Origin of the sequence: Actinomyces gaoshouyii, assembly GCF_002076915.1 — a bacterium.
Lineage (GTDB): Bacteria > Actinomycetota > Actinomycetes > Actinomycetales > Actinomycetaceae > Actinomyces > Actinomyces gaoshouyii.
Genome location: NZ_CP020468.1, coordinates 932,466 through 950,764, shown reverse-complemented (window position 1 = coordinate 950,764; position 18,299 = coordinate 932,466). Strand labels below are relative to the sequence as shown.

General features: G+C 70.8%; 15 protein-coding genes, 3 tRNA genes, 1 other RNA gene and 1 pseudogene. 8 read left to right on the top strand and 12 right to left on the bottom strand.

Annotated features, from left to right (window positions below; all coding sequences use genetic code 11):
• Nucleotides 1-99 precede the first annotated feature (99 nt).
• The gene (locus B6G06_RS10615; RefSeq protein WP_081171054.1) at nucleotides 100-1,233 is read left to right on the top strand and encodes a hypothetical protein; all 1,134 of its coding nucleotides are present in this window, start codon (nucleotides 100-102) and stop codon (nucleotides 1,231-1,233) included.
• A gap of 144 nt (nucleotides 1,234-1,377) precedes the next feature.
• Here the strand turns inward: B6G06_RS10615 and rnpB are convergent.
• An RNA gene (gene rnpB / locus B6G06_RS03895) (RNase P RNA component class A) lies at nucleotides 1,378-1,770 on the bottom strand.
• A 65-nt stretch (nucleotides 1,771-1,835) separates the two neighbouring features.
• Here rnpB and B6G06_RS03890 point away from each other — a divergent pair.
• A complete protein-coding gene (locus tag B6G06_RS03890) occupies nucleotides 1,836-2,630 on the top strand; it encodes a YaaA family protein (protein WP_081172194.1) in 795 nt (264 codons plus the stop codon).
• Between the two features lie 81 nt (nucleotides 2,631-2,711).
• Here B6G06_RS03890 and B6G06_RS03885 read toward each other — a convergent pair whose 3' ends face one another.
• Entirely contained in the window at nucleotides 2,712-3,446 is a 735-nt protein-coding gene (locus tag B6G06_RS03885) for a zinc ribbon domain-containing protein (protein ID WP_080463264.1), read from the bottom strand.
• 42 nt (nucleotides 3,447-3,488) lie between these two features.
• Complete coding sequence (locus tag B6G06_RS03880; RefSeq protein ID WP_081171052.1) at nucleotides 3,489-4,385, bottom strand: Nif3-like dinuclear metal center hexameric protein; 897 nt, start codon at nucleotides 4,383-4,385, stop codon at nucleotides 3,489-3,491.
• Nucleotides 4,386-4,786: 401 nt separating this feature from the next.
• Here B6G06_RS03880 and B6G06_RS03875 point away from each other — a divergent pair, with 401 nt between their 5' ends.
• Entirely contained in the window at nucleotides 4,787-5,383 is a 597-nt protein-coding gene (locus B6G06_RS03875; protein ID WP_080463266.1) for a DM13 domain-containing protein, read from the top strand.
• 435 nt (nucleotides 5,384-5,818) lie between these two features.
• Here B6G06_RS03875 and B6G06_RS03870 read toward each other — a convergent pair.
• Both B6G06_RS03870 and B6G06_RS03865 read right to left on the bottom strand, forming a co-directional pair.
• Nucleotides 5,819-5,903, bottom strand: a tRNA-Leu gene (locus B6G06_RS03870).
• Between the two features lie 42 nt (nucleotides 5,904-5,945).
• Nucleotides 5,946-6,036 (bottom strand) — tRNA-Ile (locus B6G06_RS03865).
• 221 nt (nucleotides 6,037-6,257) lie between these two features.
• Here B6G06_RS03865 and B6G06_RS10470 point away from each other — a divergent pair.
• Nucleotides 6,258-6,438: pseudogene (locus B6G06_RS10470) on the top strand (aminotransferase class I/II-fold pyridoxal phosphate-dependent enzyme); the annotation flags it as partial.
• Nucleotides 6,439-6,537: 99 nt separating this feature from the next.
• Here B6G06_RS10470 and B6G06_RS03855 read toward each other — a convergent pair.
• The 3 genes from B6G06_RS03855 to B6G06_RS03845 form a co-directional block, all read right to left on the bottom strand.
• Nucleotides 6,538-7,233: a YdcF family protein gene (locus B6G06_RS03855; RefSeq protein WP_164505191.1), complete on the bottom strand. Its 696-nt coding sequence runs from the start codon at nucleotides 7,231-7,233 to the stop codon at nucleotides 6,538-6,540.
• A gap of 179 nt (nucleotides 7,234-7,412) precedes the next feature.
• Nucleotides 7,413-7,485: transfer RNA gene (locus B6G06_RS03850), tRNA-Val, on the bottom strand.
• 56 nt (nucleotides 7,486-7,541) lie between these two features.
• Nucleotides 7,542-7,946 carry a DUF3052 family protein gene (locus B6G06_RS03845; protein WP_080463270.1) on the bottom strand — a complete coding sequence of 135 codons (405 nt, stop codon included), beginning with the start codon at nucleotides 7,944-7,946 and terminating at the stop codon, nucleotides 7,542-7,544.
• Nucleotides 7,947-8,298: 352 nt separating this feature from the next.
• On the opposite strand from B6G06_RS03845, the gene aceE reads away from it, so the two are divergent.
• Nucleotides 8,299-11,058, top strand: coding sequence for a pyruvate dehydrogenase (acetyl-transferring), homodimeric type (gene aceE, locus B6G06_RS03840; RefSeq protein ID WP_081171049.1), 2,760 nt, complete (start codon nucleotides 8,299-8,301; stop codon nucleotides 11,056-11,058).
• Between the two features lie 99 nt (nucleotides 11,059-11,157).
• Here the strand turns inward: aceE and aspA are convergent, their stop codons facing one another.
• A complete protein-coding gene (gene aspA, locus B6G06_RS03835) occupies nucleotides 11,158-12,654 on the bottom strand; it encodes an aspartate ammonia-lyase (RefSeq protein ID WP_081172192.1) in 1,497 nt (498 codons plus the stop codon).
• Between the two features lie 122 nt (nucleotides 12,655-12,776).
• On the opposite strand from aspA, the gene B6G06_RS03830 reads away from it, so the two are divergent.
• The 3 genes from B6G06_RS03830 to B6G06_RS03820 all read left to right on the top strand — a co-directional run bounded on the left by B6G06_RS03830 (nucleotide 12,777) and on the right by B6G06_RS03820 (nucleotide 15,641).
• Nucleotides 12,777-13,994 carry a PucR family transcriptional regulator gene (locus B6G06_RS03830; RefSeq protein WP_080463272.1) on the top strand — a complete coding sequence of 406 codons (1,218 nt, stop codon included), beginning with the start codon at nucleotides 12,777-12,779 and terminating at the stop codon, nucleotides 13,992-13,994.
• 102 nt (nucleotides 13,995-14,096) lie between these two features.
• Nucleotides 14,097-14,354 (top strand): acyl carrier protein, encoded by a 258-nt coding sequence (locus B6G06_RS03825; RefSeq protein WP_080463273.1) that lies wholly within the window; start codon nucleotides 14,097-14,099, stop codon nucleotides 14,352-14,354.
• A 3-nt stretch (nucleotides 14,355-14,357) separates the two neighbouring features.
• A complete protein-coding gene (locus B6G06_RS03820) occupies nucleotides 14,358-15,641 on the top strand; it encodes a beta-ketoacyl-[acyl-carrier-protein] synthase family protein (RefSeq protein ID WP_081171047.1) in 1,284 nt (427 codons plus the stop codon).
• An 11-nt stretch (nucleotides 15,642-15,652) separates the two neighbouring features.
• On the opposite strand, the gene B6G06_RS03815 is transcribed toward B6G06_RS03820, so the two are convergent.
• The 3 genes from B6G06_RS03815 to B6G06_RS03805 form a co-directional block, all read right to left on the bottom strand.
• On the bottom strand, nucleotides 15,653-16,153 hold the full coding sequence (locus B6G06_RS03815) for a DUF3145 domain-containing protein (protein ID WP_080463275.1): 501 nt from the start codon (nucleotides 16,151-16,153) through the stop codon (nucleotides 15,653-15,655).
• Nucleotides 16,154-16,308: 155 nt separating this feature from the next.
• Complete coding sequence (locus tag B6G06_RS03810; protein WP_081171045.1) at nucleotides 16,309-16,800, bottom strand: peptide deformylase; 492 nt, start codon at nucleotides 16,798-16,800, stop codon at nucleotides 16,309-16,311.
• A 30-nt stretch (nucleotides 16,801-16,830) separates the two neighbouring features.
• Nucleotides 16,831-18,294 carry a DUF1501 domain-containing protein gene (locus B6G06_RS03805; RefSeq protein WP_081171043.1) on the bottom strand — a complete coding sequence of 488 codons (1,464 nt, stop codon included), beginning with the start codon at nucleotides 18,292-18,294 and terminating at the stop codon, nucleotides 16,831-16,833.
• Nucleotides 18,295-18,299: the final 5 nt, after the last annotated feature.

Below are 18,299 nucleotides of genomic sequence, written 5' to 3'. Positions count from 1 at the left end.
GTAGATTCGATTTATCAGTTATGGCACGGACAAGGCGAGCTCTCGCCGCGGAGATGTGCCCCAGCTCCTTCACTAACATACCCACTCCCGGAGGTTCCAATGGCTCTTCGCTTCAACCCACCGCCGAACTGGCCCGCCCCGCCAGAGGGCTTCGTCCCGCCCGCCGGGTGGCAGCCTGACCCCGCATGGGGTCCGGCTCCCGAGGGTTGGCAGCTCTGGGTCGAGGACTCGGACGATGCCTCCCCCGTCTCGGCCTCCGGCCCCGGCACCTCGGACCCCGCCTGGGCCCCGACCCAGGTGGTCCAGACTGGCCGGTCGGGTCCCGTGGCCGACCCGACCGGCCAGTCGGCCTCCGCGCCATCCGCGGACTACGCCTCCACCGGGCTGCCCGCCCCGATGGGCTCCTCGGCTCCCGGCAGCCCCTATGCCGCGGAGATGAGCTACGCCCAGGCCCCCACCCCATTCCACGGCCAGGGCCAGCCCGCCCCCGCCGCCGGCTGGCAGCCGGTGGACGTGCCCGGCGGCGGCGGTGCGGCCAAGCCCGTCTACAAGCAGTGGTGGTTCTTCACGCTCATCGGTGTTCTGGTGATCGCGCTCATCGGCGGCCTCACCTGGGCCTTCGCCGGCGGCGATGACGCCGGCGGCGGCACGCAGACCTCGACGGCGGCCAAGTCCGACCCGAAGCCCGCCGAGGACGAGCCCGAGCCGCCAGCTCCTAAGGCGTCGTCCTCCGCGCCCTCCGGTTCGGCCAAGCCGGCAGCGGGGACCGAGGGCACCTCGATGGACAACCCCAAGGACACGACGACGGGCCCGTTGACCTTCCACGCCTCCAAGAACGACTACAAAGATCCCAACGCGAGCCTCGATGTGACTGTCGGCGACGTGAACTGGAATGCGAATGACGCCGCCAAGAGCTCCATGAGCAGCTACAGCTACAAGGAGCCCGGCGCCGGCCAGGTGTACATCCGGGTCCCGGTCGAGATCACGTACCACGGCAAGGGCCAGTACGAGGAGTACACCTTCAAGATGGACTTCGTCCACAACGGCACCACCACCTCCGCTACGGAGAACTACAGCGACAAGGGCGAGTTGATCCAGCAGGCCATGCCCCGCGATGGCGGCAAGGCCAGTGGCTACGTCACCTTCCTCATCGACCAGAGCGCCGTCAACCAGGGCGTCTTCGCGGTCACCGCGTTCACCGGCGTCGACGAGGGCTACATCAAGGCGAAGTGACCTCCAGCGCGCGGTCGGCCTGAGAATCGACGACCATCTGAGCATGACGAGCGTGGTGGGCTCCTCCCGGATCGGGAGGGGCCCACCATGTTTCTCTCTTCTCTCCTCCGCCAGCGGCGTTTGCCGGGGCGGAAGGACGAGGCGCGGACGAGCCGACCTGTACGCCGGGTTCTGTTGCCGCCCGCCGTTGCCGGACCGGGCGGTGGCGACCATCCATCTTGGACCGCCGTCGCCGACGGCCTCACGCGACCTACCCGCAGGCTCGGGCGAGCAGCCCTCGGGCGCCTGCTGCGCGGTCTTGCTCCGGGCGGGGTTTGCCGAGCCGCGCCGGTCACCCGGCGCGCTGGTGGGCTCTTACCCCACCCTTTCACCCTGACCGCCAGTGGCCTGGCGGCGGTCTTCTCTCTGTGGCACTGTCCCGCGGGTCGCCCCGGGTTGCTGTTGGCAACCGCCCTGCTCTGTGGAGCCCGGACGTTCCTCGATCCCGCAGAGAGTGCGTAGACTCCCTTGGGGTACCGCGGCCGCCCGGTCGGCTCGTCCGCACGCCCAGCATAGCCGCCGGAGGAAACCTCCAGAGCACCTCGATTGTCTAGCATGTGCGTGTGCTCATCCTCCTGCCTCCCAGCGAGGGCAAGACCCCTCCCGTCTCCGGGCCCCGCCTCGACCTCGCCTCCCTGCTCGCGGCCGACCGACTCACCACCGCACGCCGCGAGGTCATGGATGAGCTGTCCCGCATGAGCACCGCCCCGGATGCCGCAGCTATCCTCGGCCTGGGCCCGCGCTCCGCTGCGGACGCAGCTCTCAACCTCGTCCTGGAAGAGGCCCCGTGCGCGCCCGCCCATGAGCTGTACACGGGCGTCCTCTACGAGGCCGCGCGCCTCGGCGGGGCGGGCACGCCGGGCGAGGCCGAGGCGCTGTCGCGCCATGTGGTCATCCTCTCGGGCCTGTGGGGCGCCGTGCGGGCCACGGACCGGCTGCCTGCCCACCGCCTGGCGATGGGCGCCTCCCTACCGGGATGCGGGAGGCTCAACGGTTTCTGGAAGCGGGAGCTCGCCGCGGTTCTCGGCCCGATCGCCGAGGAGGCGGGGCTCGTCATCGATGCCCGTTCCTCCGCCTATGCCGGGGCCTGGCAACCTGCTCGCTCCTGGGGCGGAGAGCTGCTTCGCATCCGGGCGGTCCGGATCCGTCAGGGCCGGCGTCAAGTGGTCTCCCACCATGCCAAGCACATGCGGGGCCTGCTGGCCGGGGAGCTCATCGCCCTGCGCGCCGCCGGCCGTTCGCCATCGACGGCGAACGGCGTGGCCGAGGCGGGCGCCGGCCTGGAGGGCGTGGCGGACGCTGAATTGTCCGCCCCGGATCACTCGGGGCGCCGTGACCTGACCCTCGTCCTGGCCTGAGCCCCGCCTGGTGGGCGGGCCGACGGCACCCTGATCCGCTCCGGGCCCCGGAGCCATGGGCCCTGCGGGAACCGGGCCGGCTCAGATATCCATGCGCACGAGGATGACGTCGTTCTCCTCGGCGTGGATGACGGCGTCGGCCGGCGCGGCGTCGATGCGGGCGAGCTCGGCGGGACTGAGCTCGACGGAGCCGCCCTCGAGGCGGTGCCCGTGGAGGGCGAGGACGCCGAGGCCCCCGGTCGCGGCGCGCACGGCGTCGTAGTCGGCGAGCAGGGCAGGTGAGATGGTGCCGGCGAGCTCATCGCGCCGGGCGCACAGGCGCTCGGTCTCCTCATCGATCCGGGTGAACCCGGCGTCGCGCTCGGCAGTCAGCTCCCGGCCCGCGGCGCGGATGGCCCGCTCCTCATCGGCGAGCCGGTCCGATTCGGCCTGGGCCGCTTCGAGGGCCTCCATGGCGGCGATCTGGGCGTCCTCGAGAACGCTCTGGCGCCGGCCGAGCTGATCGATCTCCCCTTGGATGGCGGCCAGGTCCCGGGCGGCGTCGCCTCCCGCGGCCAGGCGCTCGCGCAGGGCAGCGGCGCGTCGGACGACCTGCCCGACCTCGTCCTCGGCGTGGGTGGCTCCCCTCTTGGCCTCCGCAAGGGCTGCGGTGGCCAGCAGGGCTGCGCGCTTGTTGTCCTTGAGACGGGCGATGGTCGTCTCGATGCGGGCCAGGACGGGCAGCGCGCGCCGCTCGTGCGCGAGCCTTGCGAGAGTGGCGTCGATATCCTGCAGATCGATGAGGAGCCGCTGCTCGGCGAGGGGGGCACTGGTCACGGGATGTCCTTCCGGTCGTCGAGGGGTGAAAAGGGGCTGGGGTTATCTCACTGGCGCGGGGCCAGTATTCAGGCGCAGGGCCCAGGGGTCGGTGCAGATCGTGGAAACATGCGTGGAGAGTCTACGTCCGCCGTACTCGGCGGCAGTGGCCAGCCGCTGGGCGAGCGGGGGCAGGCCTACCCACTCGGTGGCCCAGTGGGTGCCGCAGATGAGGTAGGGGCGCCCGGTTTCCAGATGCTCGCTGGCGGGGTGGTGGCGCAGGTCGGCGGTGAGGAAGACGTCCGCGCCGGCCTCGCGGGCGCGCGCCAGGAGGGAGTCGCCCGCTCCCCCGGAGACGGCGATGGTCTCCACGGTGGCGTCCAGGTCTCCGCCCACGAGGATGCCGGGGGGCGAATCGGGCAGGGCGGCGGCGACGGCGTCGGCGAAGTCGCGCAGGCGGGTGGGCACCGGCAGGGAGCCGATGCGCCCAATGCCCTGGGCGGGGTCGGCGGGGCTGGGCTCCAGCGGGACCGCGCCCAGCAGGCCGATAGAGGCGGCCAGCGCCGCAGCGATGCCGCCGTGGGCGGCATCGAGGCTCGTATGGGCGTTGAGCAGGGCGATGCCGCTGCGGATGAGGCGGTGGACGACACGGCCCTTGGGGTCGGTCGCGGCCACGCGGTCGGTACCGCGCAGGTAGAGGGGGTGGTGGGTGATGATCATGTCGGCGCCGCGCTCAATGGCCTCGTCGACGACAGAGGCGACGGGGTCCACGGCGAGCAGGATCGAGGCCACGGGAGCCTCGGGGTCCCCGCAGATGAGCCCGTTGGAGTCCCAGGACTCGGCCAGGCGGGACGGGGCGGCGGCCTCGACGAGGGCGACGACGTCGGCGACGGTCAGCTCCTCAGCGGCCGAGGAGGCCTCCCCGGCGGAGGGTCGCGGGTGGAGCGGCGATTCGATCATGCGGCAAGGCTAGCGGCACGGCGCCGGGGCGGGCGTCTTGCGGGACGGGCGCGCGCTCCGGCACGACGAGGTCTTCGTCATGGACGATGGCGCGCACGCGCCCGATCCCGCGATCACAACGATGGACGCGCAGCGCGGTCGGGGCCCGCGCGAACTCGCCCACTGTTCGTGGGGCTGGTGGCTACCGGCCTGGACCACCGGCGCGGCGTTTACGCCTCGCACCGCGCGGGCGACGACTCGGTCCCCCAGGGGAGCGGCGGAACCCGGCAGGTCATCGCGAGGCGTGAGGAGAGCCATACGTCCAGTGGCAATAATTCCGGAGTGCGGACATGTTGTTCGGGCGAGCCGTATCGACGCCCAGAACACGGCACTGGGCCTCATCATTCCGAGGAGTTATCGACATGCCCCGCTTCCTGTCCGGCCACAAGCGCCTTGTGGTCTCCCTGGCCGTGGTCTTCCTGGCCGCCACTGGGATCGCCCTGGCCGTGTTCAAGCCGTGGCTGCTGTTCATCGACCAGACCGTGAACGATAGGATCCCCGCCTTCTCGGCGGCGACGACGCCAGCAACGCCCCAGGCACCCTCCGGTGAGGCGATGGGAGCGGATGGCGCCGGCGGCGCCACCGACGCGCCCGCACCGCAGGGGCCCGTTCAGGTGGCGAGCGGTTCGTTCATCTCCCACGAGCACTCGACGACTGGGACGGCGCGCATCCTGCGCAACCCGGATGGCTCGCACCAGCTGGTGCTGGAGAACCTCGCGACGTCGAACGGCCCGGACGTGCGGGTATGGCTGAGCGCCGGACCGGTGATCGAGGGCATGGACGGCTGGTTCACGGCCGGGGACTACGAGCACCTGGATGTGGGGCCGATCAAGGGAAATCTTGGCAACCAGGTCTACGACCTGCCCGCGGGGACGGACCCGAGCGCGTGGACGAGCGTGGTCCTGTGGTGCGATGACTTCAATGTCTCCTTCGGCGCCGCCAAGCTGAGCGCCGCATAGGAACGCGCGGGGCGGGGATCTGCTCGGCGCCGGGCCATCGCCCCCCCAAGCATCGATCCTGCTGGCGTGGATATGGATCCGGAAGAGGAGGCCGACGGCGATCGTTGGGATTCCACCGGTCGCTCCGGGGCCACCGGGCCGCCGGCCTGCCCACGGCAGCGGGATCGACATCGCTTCCGTTGCCCCGGGAACTACGGGCGAGGCGCCCGCCGATTTCTCCACTCCGACAGCATCGGAGGGCCGGCCCCGTCCTGAGCATCCGCGGGCCGCTTCAAGCACCTCCCAGCCATTGGCGACACCCCGGTGGCGAGCTCCGCGGTTCTATCAGCGGTCCGCGGATGCCCTGGAAGGCCTGGAGCGCTTCCGGCCAAGAGGCCGCACGACCTGAGGAGCAGCCCGCCCCGTACGACGATGCGGGTTCGTATACGAGCACCGTGGTGCCCCCGGCGGGACTCGAACCCGCACGCCTCGCGGCATCGGCTTTTAAGGCCGCTGTGTCTACCGGTTCCACCACGGGGGCGGGCACCGCGTTCAGGGCCCGCGGGCCCTGAACGCGGTGCTGTACCCCCACCGGGATTCGAACCCGGGACCTTGTGCTTATCAGGCACGGACGAGGTATAAGCTCGCTGCTCTAACCGCTGAGCTATGGGGGCCGGCGGCGGGCGGGGCCCGCACCTGAGCGAGGCTACCAGTCATGACGCCGTATCCACATGCGGATGAGCGGGCCAGTCGCTCCGGGCCGTCGTCCCACGCTGCGGCGAGGCACACCGGCGCACTCATCGAGGCCCTGAGGGAGGCGATATCGCGGACCCGCCCTACCCCTGCAACCGGGAGCCCGTGGATGCCGCCGGGACCACTGCGTCCTCGTGCCGACGACACCGACGGTCGGCCCGCGCGCACCGTCCTGGAGCACGCCCGGGGCCGTCATCATCTCCAGCTTCTCGAAGCACTTCGGCATGACGGGCTGGCGGCTCTGCTGGACGGTCCTGCCCGAGGGTCCCGTCCAGGCGGCGGAGAACCTGGCGATCACCTTCTTCCTATGCGCCTCCGCGCCCCCGGGCTGATGCCGTGCCCATCGGCGGGCGGCCCGGGGTCGGTGGACATGTCCGCACCGGCCTCATCGGATTCCCCGGTGTTGGTCCTGGTCATGCTGGTCATTGTCTCCCCTGCCTCCCCCGCTCCATCGCCGCGCCGCTCTCGCGCCTACGTGGGAGCTGGCAGGGGCGCCGGCACCGCCATTGCCCCGCCACGGCACCGGGCAGGGCGCGGATCCCGGCTGCCCCCGTGGCCGAGCGCGGCGCCCAGGCGGGGAGGGCGGAGGTCAGAGCGAGGTCTGCGGCGGCCAGCACCGTGCGCACCGGTCCGGGGCGCGCCAGGGCGGCGACGCGCGGGGGCATGGGGGCGAGCCGGCGCGCGAGGGCCGGGAACCGGCGCCTGGCGATGAGCCCGGCCTTGGCGGCGTGAAGGGGATCGGAGACGAGGATGATGGGGCCGTCTCCGCCCGCGGCCTCGATCAGAGGTGGCAGGGCGCCGATGTTCTCCCAGGTGGAGCGCGAGGCGGTCTCAGTCCAGGTGGCTCCCCGCCAACCGAGGCCGCGGGCGTGCTCGGCGAGCATCTCCGCCTCGGGGCGCTCGCCGACGACGGCGCCTCCGGAGCAGATGAGCAGGTCCCCCGGGCGCAGGGCGGCGACGGCGGCCCTGGCGCGGCGCCTGTTGGCGCCACCCGCGCTCGGCCCGGCATCGGCGTGCCCGAGGACGACGACGATCCTCCTGTGCCCCGCGCCGTGCCCATCGAGCCGGCGCAGCGCGCGCACGGCGGCCAGCACATGACGGCGCCACTGGTCTCCCACAGCCCCATCCTGCGGAGCCTCGCGCGCACGCGCAAGCGATGTGGAGGACATTGGCGCCAGGACCTGCGGGCCGCCGGCACCACCTGACCGACCACCGCGTGAGCGCCCAGGAGCCCACCCCCTCGTCAGGGCGGGCCGCTGCGGGTCAGGAGGTGATGGGCCCCGCGCCGGCTCGTCTGTGGACCCGGCCGGACTCGAACCGACGACCGACGCGGTGTAAGCGCGTTGCTCTACCAACTGAGCTACAGGTCCAGTGGGGCGCTCCCCGCGCGAAGAGCACCCAGATGGGGTCAGCCGCCGCAAGTGCCTCAGCGGCGCCGGCTGGAGACCCGGGTGCCGCTCCAGGCGTCACCCATCGAGGCCGTCGACGTGGCGTGCATGCCCGCCGTCGCCGCCGCCTCCTCGATATCGGCCGCCGCCACGGCGCCCGCCGTGCGCGCCTTGGGCGTGAGCACCCAGATGATCCCATCGCCGTCGAGGTTGGCCTGCGCGTCAACGAGCAGGTCCGTCAGATCGTCGATGTCGCCGTCGTCGGCGCGCCACCACACGATGGCGGAGTCGGCCACGTCCTCGTAGTCCTCGTCCACCAGCTCCGTGCCAGTGAGAGCCTCGGCGGCCTGCCTCAGGGCGGGGTCGACATCGTCGTCATACCCGAACTCCTGGATGATGAGACCGGAGGCGAAGCCGAAAGCCCCGCCCGCTGCGCTCGCCACTATCCCTCTACCGTCCTTCCGGGCTCAGCGCCCCTGCTACGGTCCCCCTGTGGAACCTGTGCATAGCCCACCGCATGAGGGCCGCCCGCGCAAGCGCCTGTCCGTTCCTCGGCGCGCCGCGACGCCCCCGACGGTGCCGCACCACGTGCCTGACCTCACAGGTCGCTTGGGACTTCTTTCCCCCTTGGCCGTCCTGATGCGCCTTCGAACGCCGTAGATTAGAGCCCAACAGGACGCGGGCCGACCCTGGGCTCGCGGCGGACCGGGTCACCGGGCGCGCAGGAGCGACGCCGGGCCACCCAGCTCGCCAGCGCCCTCCAATCCATCGGAACGACGCAAGGAAGAGGATTCCGTGAGCCCCACCAGCGATGCCACACCCCTCATCGACGGCCTCCTGACCAAGGTCAACGACAACGATCCCGAGGAGACCCAGGAGTGGCGCGAGTCCCTCGACGCCCTCATCGCGGAGAAGGGCGCCCCCCGCGCGCGCTTCATCCTGCTGTCGATGCTCGCCGAGGCCCGCAAGAAGAACGTCACGGTCCCGGGGCAGACCACCACTCCCTACGTCAACACCATCCCCGTGGAGGATGAGCCCTACTTCCCCGGCGATGAGTCGATGGAGCGCACCTACCGCCGCTGGCTGCGCTGGAACGCCGCCGTCATGGTCACCCGCGCCCAGCGCCCGGGGGTCGGCGTCGGCGGGCACATCTCCTCCTACGCCTCCACCGCGACCCTCTACGAGGTCGGCTTCAACCACTTCTTCCGCGGCAAGGACCACCCCGGCGGCGGGGACCACATCTTCTTCCAGGGCCACGCCTCCCCCGGCAACTACGCCCGTGCCTACATCGAGGGCCGCCTGAGCGAAGACGACCTCGACGGCTTCCGCCAGGAGGTCTCCCACCCGGCGCGCGGCAAGGGCCGCGGCCTGCCCTCCTACCCGCACCCGCGCCGCATGGAGGACTTCTGGGAGTACCCCACGGTCTCCATGGGCCTGGGCCCGGCCGAGGCGATCTACCAGGCCTGGTTCGACCGCTACCTCGCGGGAGCCGGCATCAAGGACACCAGCCAGCAGCGCACCTGGGCGTTCCTGGGCGACGGTGAGATGGACGAGCCCGAGTCGCGCGGCATGCTGCAGCTCGCCGCCAGCCAGCAGCTCGACAACCTCACCTTCGTCATCAACTGCAACCTCCAGCGCCTCGACGGCCCGGTGCGCGGCAACGGGAAGATCGTCCAGGAGCTCGAGGCCTCCTTCAAGGGCGCCGGGTGGAACGTCATCAAGGTCCTGTGGGGACGCGGCTGGGACCAGCTCCTCGCCGCGGACAAGGACCACGCCCTGGAGCACCTCATGATGGAGACGCTCGACGGCGACTACCAGACCTTCAAGGCCAACGACGGCGCCTATGTCCGCAAGCACTTCTTCGGCCGCGACCCGCGCACCGCCGCCCTGGTCAAGGACTGGACGGATGAGGAGATCTGGGCCCTCCAGCGCGGCGGCAACGACTACCGCAAGATGTACGCCGCCTACAAGGCCGCCACAGAGCACAAGGGGCAGCCCACGGTCATCCTGGCGCACACGGTCAAGGGCTACCTGCTCGGCTCTCACTTCGCGGGCCGCAACGCCACCCACCAAATGAAGAAGCTGACCCTGGACGACCTCAAGGGCCTGCGCGACCGTCTGCACATCCCGATCACGGACGAGCAGCTCGAGGCCAACCCGAAGATGCCCCCCTACTACCGGCCCGCTGCGGATGACCCGGCCCTGCTCTACATGATGGACCGCCGGAACCAGCTCGGTGGGTTCCTCCCCGAGCGCCGCGACGCCCCCAGGCAGATCCAGCTGCCCGGTGACCGCCCCTACGACGTCCTCAAGGGCGGCTCGGGCAAGCGCGAGGTGGCCAGCACCATGGCCTTCGTCCAGCTGCTCAAGGAGCTCATCAAGGAGGACGGCATCGGTCGGCGCATCGTGCCCATCATCCCTGACGAGTCGCGCACCTTCGGCCTGGAGTCCCTCTTCCCCACGAAGAAGATCTTCAACACCCAGGGCCAGAACTACACGCCCGTGGACGCGGAGATGATGCTGTCCTACCGCGAGTCCACGGACGGCCAGATCATGCACACCGGTATCAACGAAGCGGGCTCCGCCGCGCTGTTCCAGGTGGTGGGCACCAGCTACGCCACCCATGGCGAGCCGATGATCCCGGTGTACATCTTCTACTCGATGTTCGGCTTCCAGCGCACCGCGGACCAGTTCTGGGCCGCCGGTGACCAGCTCACGCGCGGCTTCATCATGGGAGCCACCGCCGGTCGCACCACGCTGGCCGGCGAGGGCACCCAGCACATGGACGGACACTCGCCACTCATCTCGGCCACGAACGAGGCCGTCGTCACCTACGACCCCGGCTACGCCTACGAGATCCGGCACATCGTGCGCGACGCCCTCGAGCGCTGGTACGGGCCCGAGACCGGGCGCAACCGCGACGTCATGTACTACCTCACCGTGTACAACGAGCCGATCAGCCAACCGGCGGAGCCCGAGGACGTGGACGTCGAGGGCATCATCAAGGGCATCCACCGCCTGTCCGGCCCCGCCGACGGCGATGGCCCCGAGGTCCAGCTCCTCGCCTCCGGCGTGGGACTGCCCTGGATCGAGGAGGCCCGCCGAGTGCTCGCCGAGGATTGGGGCGTGCGCGCCTCCACCTGGTCCGTGACGTCCTGGAACGAGCTGCGCCGCGACGCTCTGGCCGCCGAGAGGGAGAACTTCCTCAACCCCACCGGCGACCAGCGGGTTCCCTTCGTGACCTCCCGCCTCCAGGCGGCGCAGGGCCCCTTCATCGCCACGAGCGACTACGACCACCTCGTCGCCGACCAGATCCGCAAGTGGGTCCCGGGCAGCTACCACACCCTGGGGGCCGACGGCTTCGGCTTCTCCGAGACCCGGCCGGCTGCGCGCCGCTTCTTCCTCATCGACTCGGCCTCCGTGGTCGTCAAGGCGCTGCAGGCACTGGCCGATGAGGGCAAGCTCGAGCGCGATGTGGTCGCCCAGGCCATCGCCCGCTACGACCTGACCAATGTCAATGCGGGCACCTCCGGATCGGACGGCGGCGACGTCTGAGCGCGGTGCCCGACCAACGCGAGGGGCCCGGCTGGTGACGATCACCAGCCGGGCCCCTCGCGTCAGCCGAGGAGTCCGGGGGCCCGGCCCGCGCGGGGCTCAGGCCTCCTGCGGGACCCTGGCGCCCTCTCCCGCCTCGGAGACCCCGACAGCGGCGATAGAGGGATCCGCGCCCGAGTAGTGCTGGGCATCCCGGTACTTGGGGCGCAGCAGGTTCTCCGCGCTGAGGAGCTCGTCGAGAACCGACTCCTCCAGCAGGCCCATCTCCAGGACGACCTCGCGCACGGAGCGCCCCGACCGCGCGCACTCGCGGCCCACGAGGTCCCCGTTGTGGTGACCGATCACCTCGTTGAGGTAGGTGACGATGCCGATCGAATCGAGCACGTTGCGCCGGCAGACCTCCTCATCGGCCTCGATGCCCACGACGCACAGGTCTCGCAGGATGCGCATGGCCCGGCGCAGCAGGTGGATGGACTCGAAGGCCGCCTGCCCGATGACGGGCTCCATGACGTTGAGCTGGAGCTGGCCGGCCTCGGCGGCCATGGTCACCGTGAGGTCGTTGCCGATCACCTTGAAGCAGATCTGGTTGACCACCTCCGGGATGACGGGGTTGACCTTCGCGGGCATGATGGATGAGCCCGCCTGGCGCTCGGGCAGGCGGATCTCCGCCAGGCCGGCGCGCGGCCCTGAGGAGAGCAGCCGCAGATCGTTGCAGATCTTGGAGAGCTTGACCGCCAGGCGCTTGATCGTGGCGTGCATGGACACATAGGCGCCGGTGTCACTCGTGGCCTCCAGGAGGTTCTGGGCCCCGGAGACCGGCAGGCCCGTGACCTCTTTGAGGTGGCGCACGGCGGTCGCAGGGTAGCCGGGGGGCGTGTTGAGGCCGGTGCCGATGGCGGTGGCCCCCAGGTTGACCTCCAGGAGGAGGGCGCTGTTGTGCATGAGGCGCGTGATCTCCTCGTCGAGCAGGACAGCGAAGGCCTTGAACTCCTGCCCCAGGCTCATGGGGACCGCGTCCTGGAGCTGGGTGCGCCCCATCTTGAGGACGTCGTGGAACTGGCGGGACTTATCGAGGAAGGCGTCGATGAGGTCGCACAGGTCCGCCTCCATCCCGGCCACCGCCTGGTAGAGGCCGAGGCGGAAGCCGGTGGGGTAGGCGTCGTTCGTCGACTGGGACTTGTTGACGTGGTCGTTGGGGTTGACGACGTCGTAGCGGCCCTTGGCGTAGCCCAGGCGCTCCAGGGCGAGGTTCGCCACGACCTCGTTGGTGTTCATGTTGAGGCTGGTTCCCGCGCCGCCCTGGAAGACATCGACCGGGAACTGGTCCATGCACCGGCCGCCCACGAGAATCTCATCGCATGCCCACAAGATGGCCTCCGCGAGCTCGGGTGCCAGGGTTCCCAACTCGGCGTTGGCCAGGGCGGAGGCCTTCTTGACCTGGACCATGCCCCGGATGAGCTCGGGGACATCGCCGATGGTGGTCCCGGAGATCTGGAAGTTCTCCATGGCCCGCAGCGTGTGGATGCCCCAGTAGGCGTCGAGGGGCACCTCTCGCGATCCCAGGAGATCCACCTCGGTACGAGTCGCCGGTCGCATGTCCATGTCCTCCATCAGGATCTCAAGGCCGACGGCGTGGGTCCCGTTTTCCCCGCCCCATCACGCCTCATTTGAGTGCCCTACATTATCCCTGGCGGCCTCGCACTGGGTAGCATTTGATCATGGACGAGTTGAGCGAGGCGTCTGTCGCGGCCCTCCGACGGGCGCAGAACACGATCATCGAGCACTCCCTCGACCGCATCAGCGCCGCCCATCCCTGGTACCGCACGCTTCCCGAGGCATCGCGCAAGCAGATCGAGAATGTCTCCCACCTGGGAGTCACCATGTTCGTCGACTCCGTCGAGGAGCCCGAGAGCGCGGCGAAGCCCTCCCAGATCTTCTCCGTCGCCCCCGCGACCCTCACCGGCACGATCACCCTGGGGCAGACCCTCGACCTCGTGCGCACCGTTCTCGACGTCGTCGTCGAGGAGGCGCCCCAGGCGGTTCCCACCGAGGACCATGACACCGTCCGCATCCTCGTGCTCACCTTCGGCCGCGACGTCGGCTTCGCCGCGGCGGAGGTCTACGCCCGCGCCGCCGAGGCCCGCGGCGCATGGGACGCCCGCCTCGAGTCGGTCGCCGTGGACTCCATGCTCCACGGCACCCCCGCGGAGGCGGCCACGCGCGCCGGCTCGGCCGGCTGGACCCATCGCGGCCCCGTCGTCGCCATCGCGTCGAGAACGGCGTTGGACGCGATCGCCACCTCCCGCCTGCGTCACACCTGCCGGACCCAGGCCGAGGACTGCCTCGTCTCGGTGCGCGGGGACTCGGTCATCATCATCCTGGGCGCCTCCCCCGAGGCGCCCACCGGACCTGCCGGTCAGCACAGCCAGTACAGCCATCCCCTCCGCGAGGGTCGCACCGAACGCGGCGTCGATGAGATCGCCATGGAGATCGCCGCGTCCCTCGATGGCCCGACCGTGGTGGGCCCCGTGGTGGCCGAGGTCGATGACGCGGGGCTCTCCCTGCGCTCGGCGTTGGCCGGGCTGCGGGCGCTGCCGGGCTGGGCCGAGGCCCCCAATCCCGTGCGCGCCGATGACCTCCTCCCCGAGCGCCTGCTGTCCGGCGACGAACTCGCCCATGAGCAGATCCTCGCACTCGTCCACGAACCGCTCCACGCCATGGGTGATCCCTTCGAGGAGACCGTCGCCACCTACCTGGCGCTCGGCGGGAGCCTGGAGGCGACGGCCCGCGCCCTGTTCGTCCACGCCAACACGGTCCGCTACCGGCTGGGGAGGGTAAGCGAGCAGGTCGGCTGGGACGCCACGAATCCTCGCGATGGACTCATGCTCCACATGGCGGTGCTCGTCGGTCGGCTCGCCGCCGCCTCGCGCCTCTAAGACCGCTCCGGCACACGGCCCGAGGTCCCAGACGCTCCACACCCCACCACTGTTGCCCACCCGGCGGCGCATGCCGCCCCCGACCCACGCAAGGAGACCACCATGACCAACAACACCGAGCAGGCCACCGACATCCTGAGCGTCGTCATCGAGTTCACCGCCGAGGAGGCCTGCGTGGCGCCCGAGCTGGTCTCCAGCGACTCGAGTTTCGCCGGGGACCTCGACATCGACTCCCTGGGGCTGCTCACCATCGCCACGCGGGTCGAGGAGCGCCTCGGGGTCACCCTCGAGGACTCGCTCATCCCCGCACTGCCGACCGTGGGCGCCCTCGCCGAGCACGTCATGGCGCGCAAGGCCTGACCCGTGCCCGGTGAGGAGCACCGTCGCCCAGTCGGCCAACTGCTGGGGCAGGACCCGGATCGGGAGGTCGTCATCACCGGTCTGGGCGCCACCACGCCGCTGGGCGGGGACGTGGCGAGCACCTGGCGCGCGCTGCGCTCGGGCGCGTGCGCCGTCCGGGCGATCACCCAGGACTGGGCGGAGGGGATGGGGCTGCCGGTGCGCATCGCCGCTCCCCTGGCCGTCGAACCCGCCGAGGTCCTGGGGCCCCGGGAACTGCGCCGACTCGACCGCGCCAGCCAACTGGCGCTCATCGCCTCGCGCGAGGCCTGGGCCCAGGCGGGCTCCCCCGAGGTCGACCAGGAGCGGCTAGCGGTGTCCATCTCGCCCGGAATGGGCCCGGTGCTCTCCGTCATGGAGACCTGGGACACGCTGCGGGAGCGGGGCCCCCGCAGGGTGGCGCCCACGGCGGTGCCCGCGCTCATGCCCAACGCCCCGGCGGTCGCCGTCGGCATCGAGCTCGGGGCGAGAGCGGGCATCCACTCCCCCGTGTCCGCCTGCGCCTCCGGCGCCGAGGCGATTGCCCACGGCGCCGACCTCATCGCCCTGGGCCGCGCCGACATAGTGCTGGCCGGGGGCGCAGACGCCGCGCTGCACCCCATGACCGTTGCCGCCTTCGCCGCCATGCGGGCCCTTTCCACTCGCAACAACAACCCCGCCGGAGCCTCGCGCCCCCTGGCGGCGGACCGCGATGGATTCGTCCTGGGCGAGGGGGCCGGCGTGGTCGTCCTGGAGTCCGCCGCGCACGCGCATGCGCGGGGCGCGCAGCCGCTCGTCCATCTCGCCGGCAGTGCGATCACCGCTGATGCCATGGATGTCGCGCGACCCGACCCCACCGGCGCTCAGCAGGAGCGCGCCCTGCGCCAGGCCCTGGCCCAAGCCGGCCTCATCCCGGACGAGCTCGGCCACATCAACGCCCATGCCACCTCCACACCCGCGGGTGACCTCGTCGAGGCGCGGATGATCGCTCGAGTCGCCCCCGGAGCGGCGCTCAGCGCCACGAAATCAGCCACCGGGCACCTGCTCGGTGGCGCTGGTGGCCTGGAGGCGGTGCTGGCCGCCATGGCGATCGTCGACGGGTTCCTGCCGCCCACGCTCCTACCCGGCGGGATCGACCCTGAGATCGCGGACCTGGGGCTCGACGTCGTCGGCCCGGATGGCCGCGAGGCGCCGGGGCTGGGCAGCGCCGCGTCGACCTCCTTCGGGTTCGGCGGGCACAACGCCGCCCTCGTGTTGCGCCGGCCCTGACCTCGAACCCCTCAGCCAACCCGGTGAAGCCAGCGCACGGGGGCGCCGGAACCGGCGTAGCGGAAGGGCTCGAGCTCGTCGTCCCAGGCCTGCCCCAGGGCAAGGTCGAGGTGCCGCCTCATGGCCTCGGGCTGGGAGGCGTACTGGAGGGCGGCGCGGATGCGGTCCTCGGGGACGACGACATTGCCGTGGACATCGGTCTGGGCATGGAAGATCCCGAGGTCCGGAGTGTGCGACCAGCGCCCGCCGTCGGAGCCGGGACTGGCCTCCTCCGTCACCTCGTAGCGCAGATTGGCCCACCCCCGCAGGGCGGAGGCGAGGACCGCGCCCATGCCTACCCGCCCCACCCAGCTGGTCTCAGCGCGCATCATGCCAGGAGCGGCAGGCTGCTCGGTCCAGTCGAGGTGGAGCTCGGTGCCCAGGGCGTTCTGAGCCGCCCAGACGATATGCGGGCACAGCGCCCGGGGGGCGGAGTGCACGAAAAGTACACCGCGGGTGTGACCACCGTTCACGATCAACAGCCTCCTGGATTGGTCGAGGGTCGTCTTCCCCAACGATCTCGCCAAGTGATTCAGGGGCGGTCATCATGAGGCACGCGGCGTGCTCTTGAATCATGCCAGGATGCGGGCCCGCGCTCAAGGCGCCTCGCCCGCGGGGAGCATCGGGCTCACAGCCCCTGCTCGCGCAGCTGCTTCATGGCACGCGCCCGGTTCTTGCGGTCCAGGCGGTCCAGGTAGAGGTGACCCTCGAGATGGTCGCACTCGTGCTGCAGGCAGCGGCCCATGAGCGCCTCCCCCTCGACGACGATCTCCTTGCCATCGAGGTCGATGCCCGCGGCACGCGCGTACCACGCGCGCTTGGTGGGGAACCACAGGCCCGGCACGGACAGGCAGCCCTCGTCGCCATCCTGGTACTCGTCCCAGATGAGCTCATCGAGACGGGGGTTGAGGATGTAGCCGATCTCGCCGTCGATGTTCCATGAGAAGGCCCGCAGGCCGACACCGATCTGGTTGGCGGCCAGGCCCGCGCGACCATCCTCATCCACCGTCTCAAGGAGGTCCTCCACAAGAGACTTCACGGAGTCGTCGATGTCAGTGATCCAGGCGCACTCCGTGCGCAGGACCGGGTCGCCGATGATGCGGATGTCGCGATATGCCATGCGCCCATCCTCTCACGGCCGATGAGTCCCTCAGACGATGCCCAGCGGGGTCCCAGGGGTGAAGCCGGGGAAGACCTCTCCCACGGAGGCCTTGTTGCCGAGCCTGTTCGACACGATCTCGGACAGCGCCTGGCGGTAGTCCAGGGTGATCGGGACGTCCCCCAGGGAGAGGTTCGACTCCACCAGGCTCGGGACCGTGCCCAGGACGCGGCCGCCCTTGACTCCCCCACCCATGACGAACATCGTGTTGCCCTGACCGTGGTCGAGTCCGCCTGAGCCGTTTTCCGCGACGCGCCTGCCGAACTCGCTCATGGTGACGATCGTCGTCGTCTCCCACTTGTCCCCCAGGTCCTTGCGGAAGGCCGCCAGGCCGTCGGCGAAGTCGCGGGCGCGCCGGGAGAACCATGCCTGCTCGTCGGCGGCCTGGCCCAGGCCGGAGTGCATGTCCCAATCCCCGATGTCGATGCAGGCGACCTCCATGCCCACCCCGGCCTTGGCCATGCGGGCGATCTCCGCCAGCCCCCTGCCCCAGTCGGAGTCCGGGTAGCCGGCGCTCGAGGTCTGGGGGTAGGAGGAGCGGACCTGCTGAAGGGTGCTCGCCGCGTTGAAGGCCGACTGCGCACAGCGCTGGACCTCTCCCCCGGCGCCCCCGTACATCTCGTCCAGGGCCCGCCGGACTCGGGACTTCATGTCGTCTCCGCCCCAGACCCGCAGGTCGAACTCGTCGATGGAGGACACCGCCAGGGTATCGAGGTTGTTGGTGGTCAGGGAGAAGACCGTGGAGGTCCCGATGGCGACGCCCCGGAAGGTCCCCGTATTCGTCGACTTGGTCTGGAGGTGTCGGCCGAGCCAGCCCGAGCGGACCGATGCCGGGGCGGCCCGCTCCACCGTGACCTGGTCGGTGAAGTGCGAGCGGGAGACGTCCGGCGAGCCCGAGCCCTGGATGATGGCCATCTCCCCGGCGTCCCAGATCGGCTTGAGGGACTTCATGTGGCTGTTGAGGCCCCAGGTGGAGTCGAGGGGCATCGTCTGCTCGGCGCGCACGGCGATCGTGGACCGGGCCGCGTAGTAGGCGGGGTCGTTGAGGGGGACGACGGCGGACAGGCCGTCGAAGCCACCGCGCATGAACACGCAGACGAGCAGCTCGCTTCCGCCGTCGCCCGAGGGGGCCGCGAAGGAGTAGCGGGGCACGGAGGTGGTCGTCAGCAGCGCGCCGAAGCCGGCGGCCGCGCCGGCCAGGATATGGCGGCGCTTGACATTCGTGGGGCCGCCGTCGACGTGGTCGACCTCGGTGAGCTCGGGCAGATCGTACTTCTCGGTGACGTAGTCGTCGGCCTGGCAGCCGGTCATGTGCTTGGTCTGCCCATCGACGTCGACCAGGAGCGCGTCCTGGGCCTCGTCGTGATGGTGCATGGGGGTGACGATGTCCTCCCTCATGAGGGAGGCGCCCTGGGTGAAGCGGGTCTTGCGGGTCCCGGGCTCTGAGCGCTCCATGATTG

What these genes read in the sequence shown, in the direction of transcription:
- B6G06_RS10615 (WP_081171054.1), top strand. Translation starts at nt 100, where the DNA reads ATGGCTCTTCGCTTCAACCCACCGCCGAACTGGCCCGCCCCGCCAGAG.
- B6G06_RS03880 (WP_081171052.1), bottom strand. Translation starts at nt 4,385, where the DNA reads ATGATCGAATCGCCGCTCCACCCGCGACCCTCCGCCGGGGAGGCCTCC.
- B6G06_RS03875 (WP_080463266.1), top strand. Translation starts at nt 4,787, where the DNA reads ATGCCCCGCTTCCTGTCCGGCCACAAGCGCCTTGTGGTCTCCCTGGCC.
- aspA (WP_081172192.1), bottom strand. Translation starts at nt 12,654, where the DNA reads ATGCGACCGGCGACTCGTACCGAGGTGGATCTCCTGGGATCGCGAGAG.
- B6G06_RS03830 (WP_080463272.1), top strand. Translation starts at nt 12,777, where the DNA reads ATGGACGAGTTGAGCGAGGCGTCTGTCGCGGCCCTCCGACGGGCGCAG.
- B6G06_RS03825 (WP_080463273.1), top strand. Translation starts at nt 14,097, where the DNA reads ATGACCAACAACACCGAGCAGGCCACCGACATCCTGAGCGTCGTCATC.
- B6G06_RS03810 (WP_081171045.1), bottom strand. Translation starts at nt 16,800, where the DNA reads ATGGCATATCGCGACATCCGCATCATCGGCGACCCGGTCCTGCGCACG.
- B6G06_RS03805 (WP_081171043.1), bottom strand. Translation starts at nt 18,294, where the DNA reads ATGGAGCGCTCAGAGCCCGGGACCCGCAAGACCCGCTTCACCCAGGGC.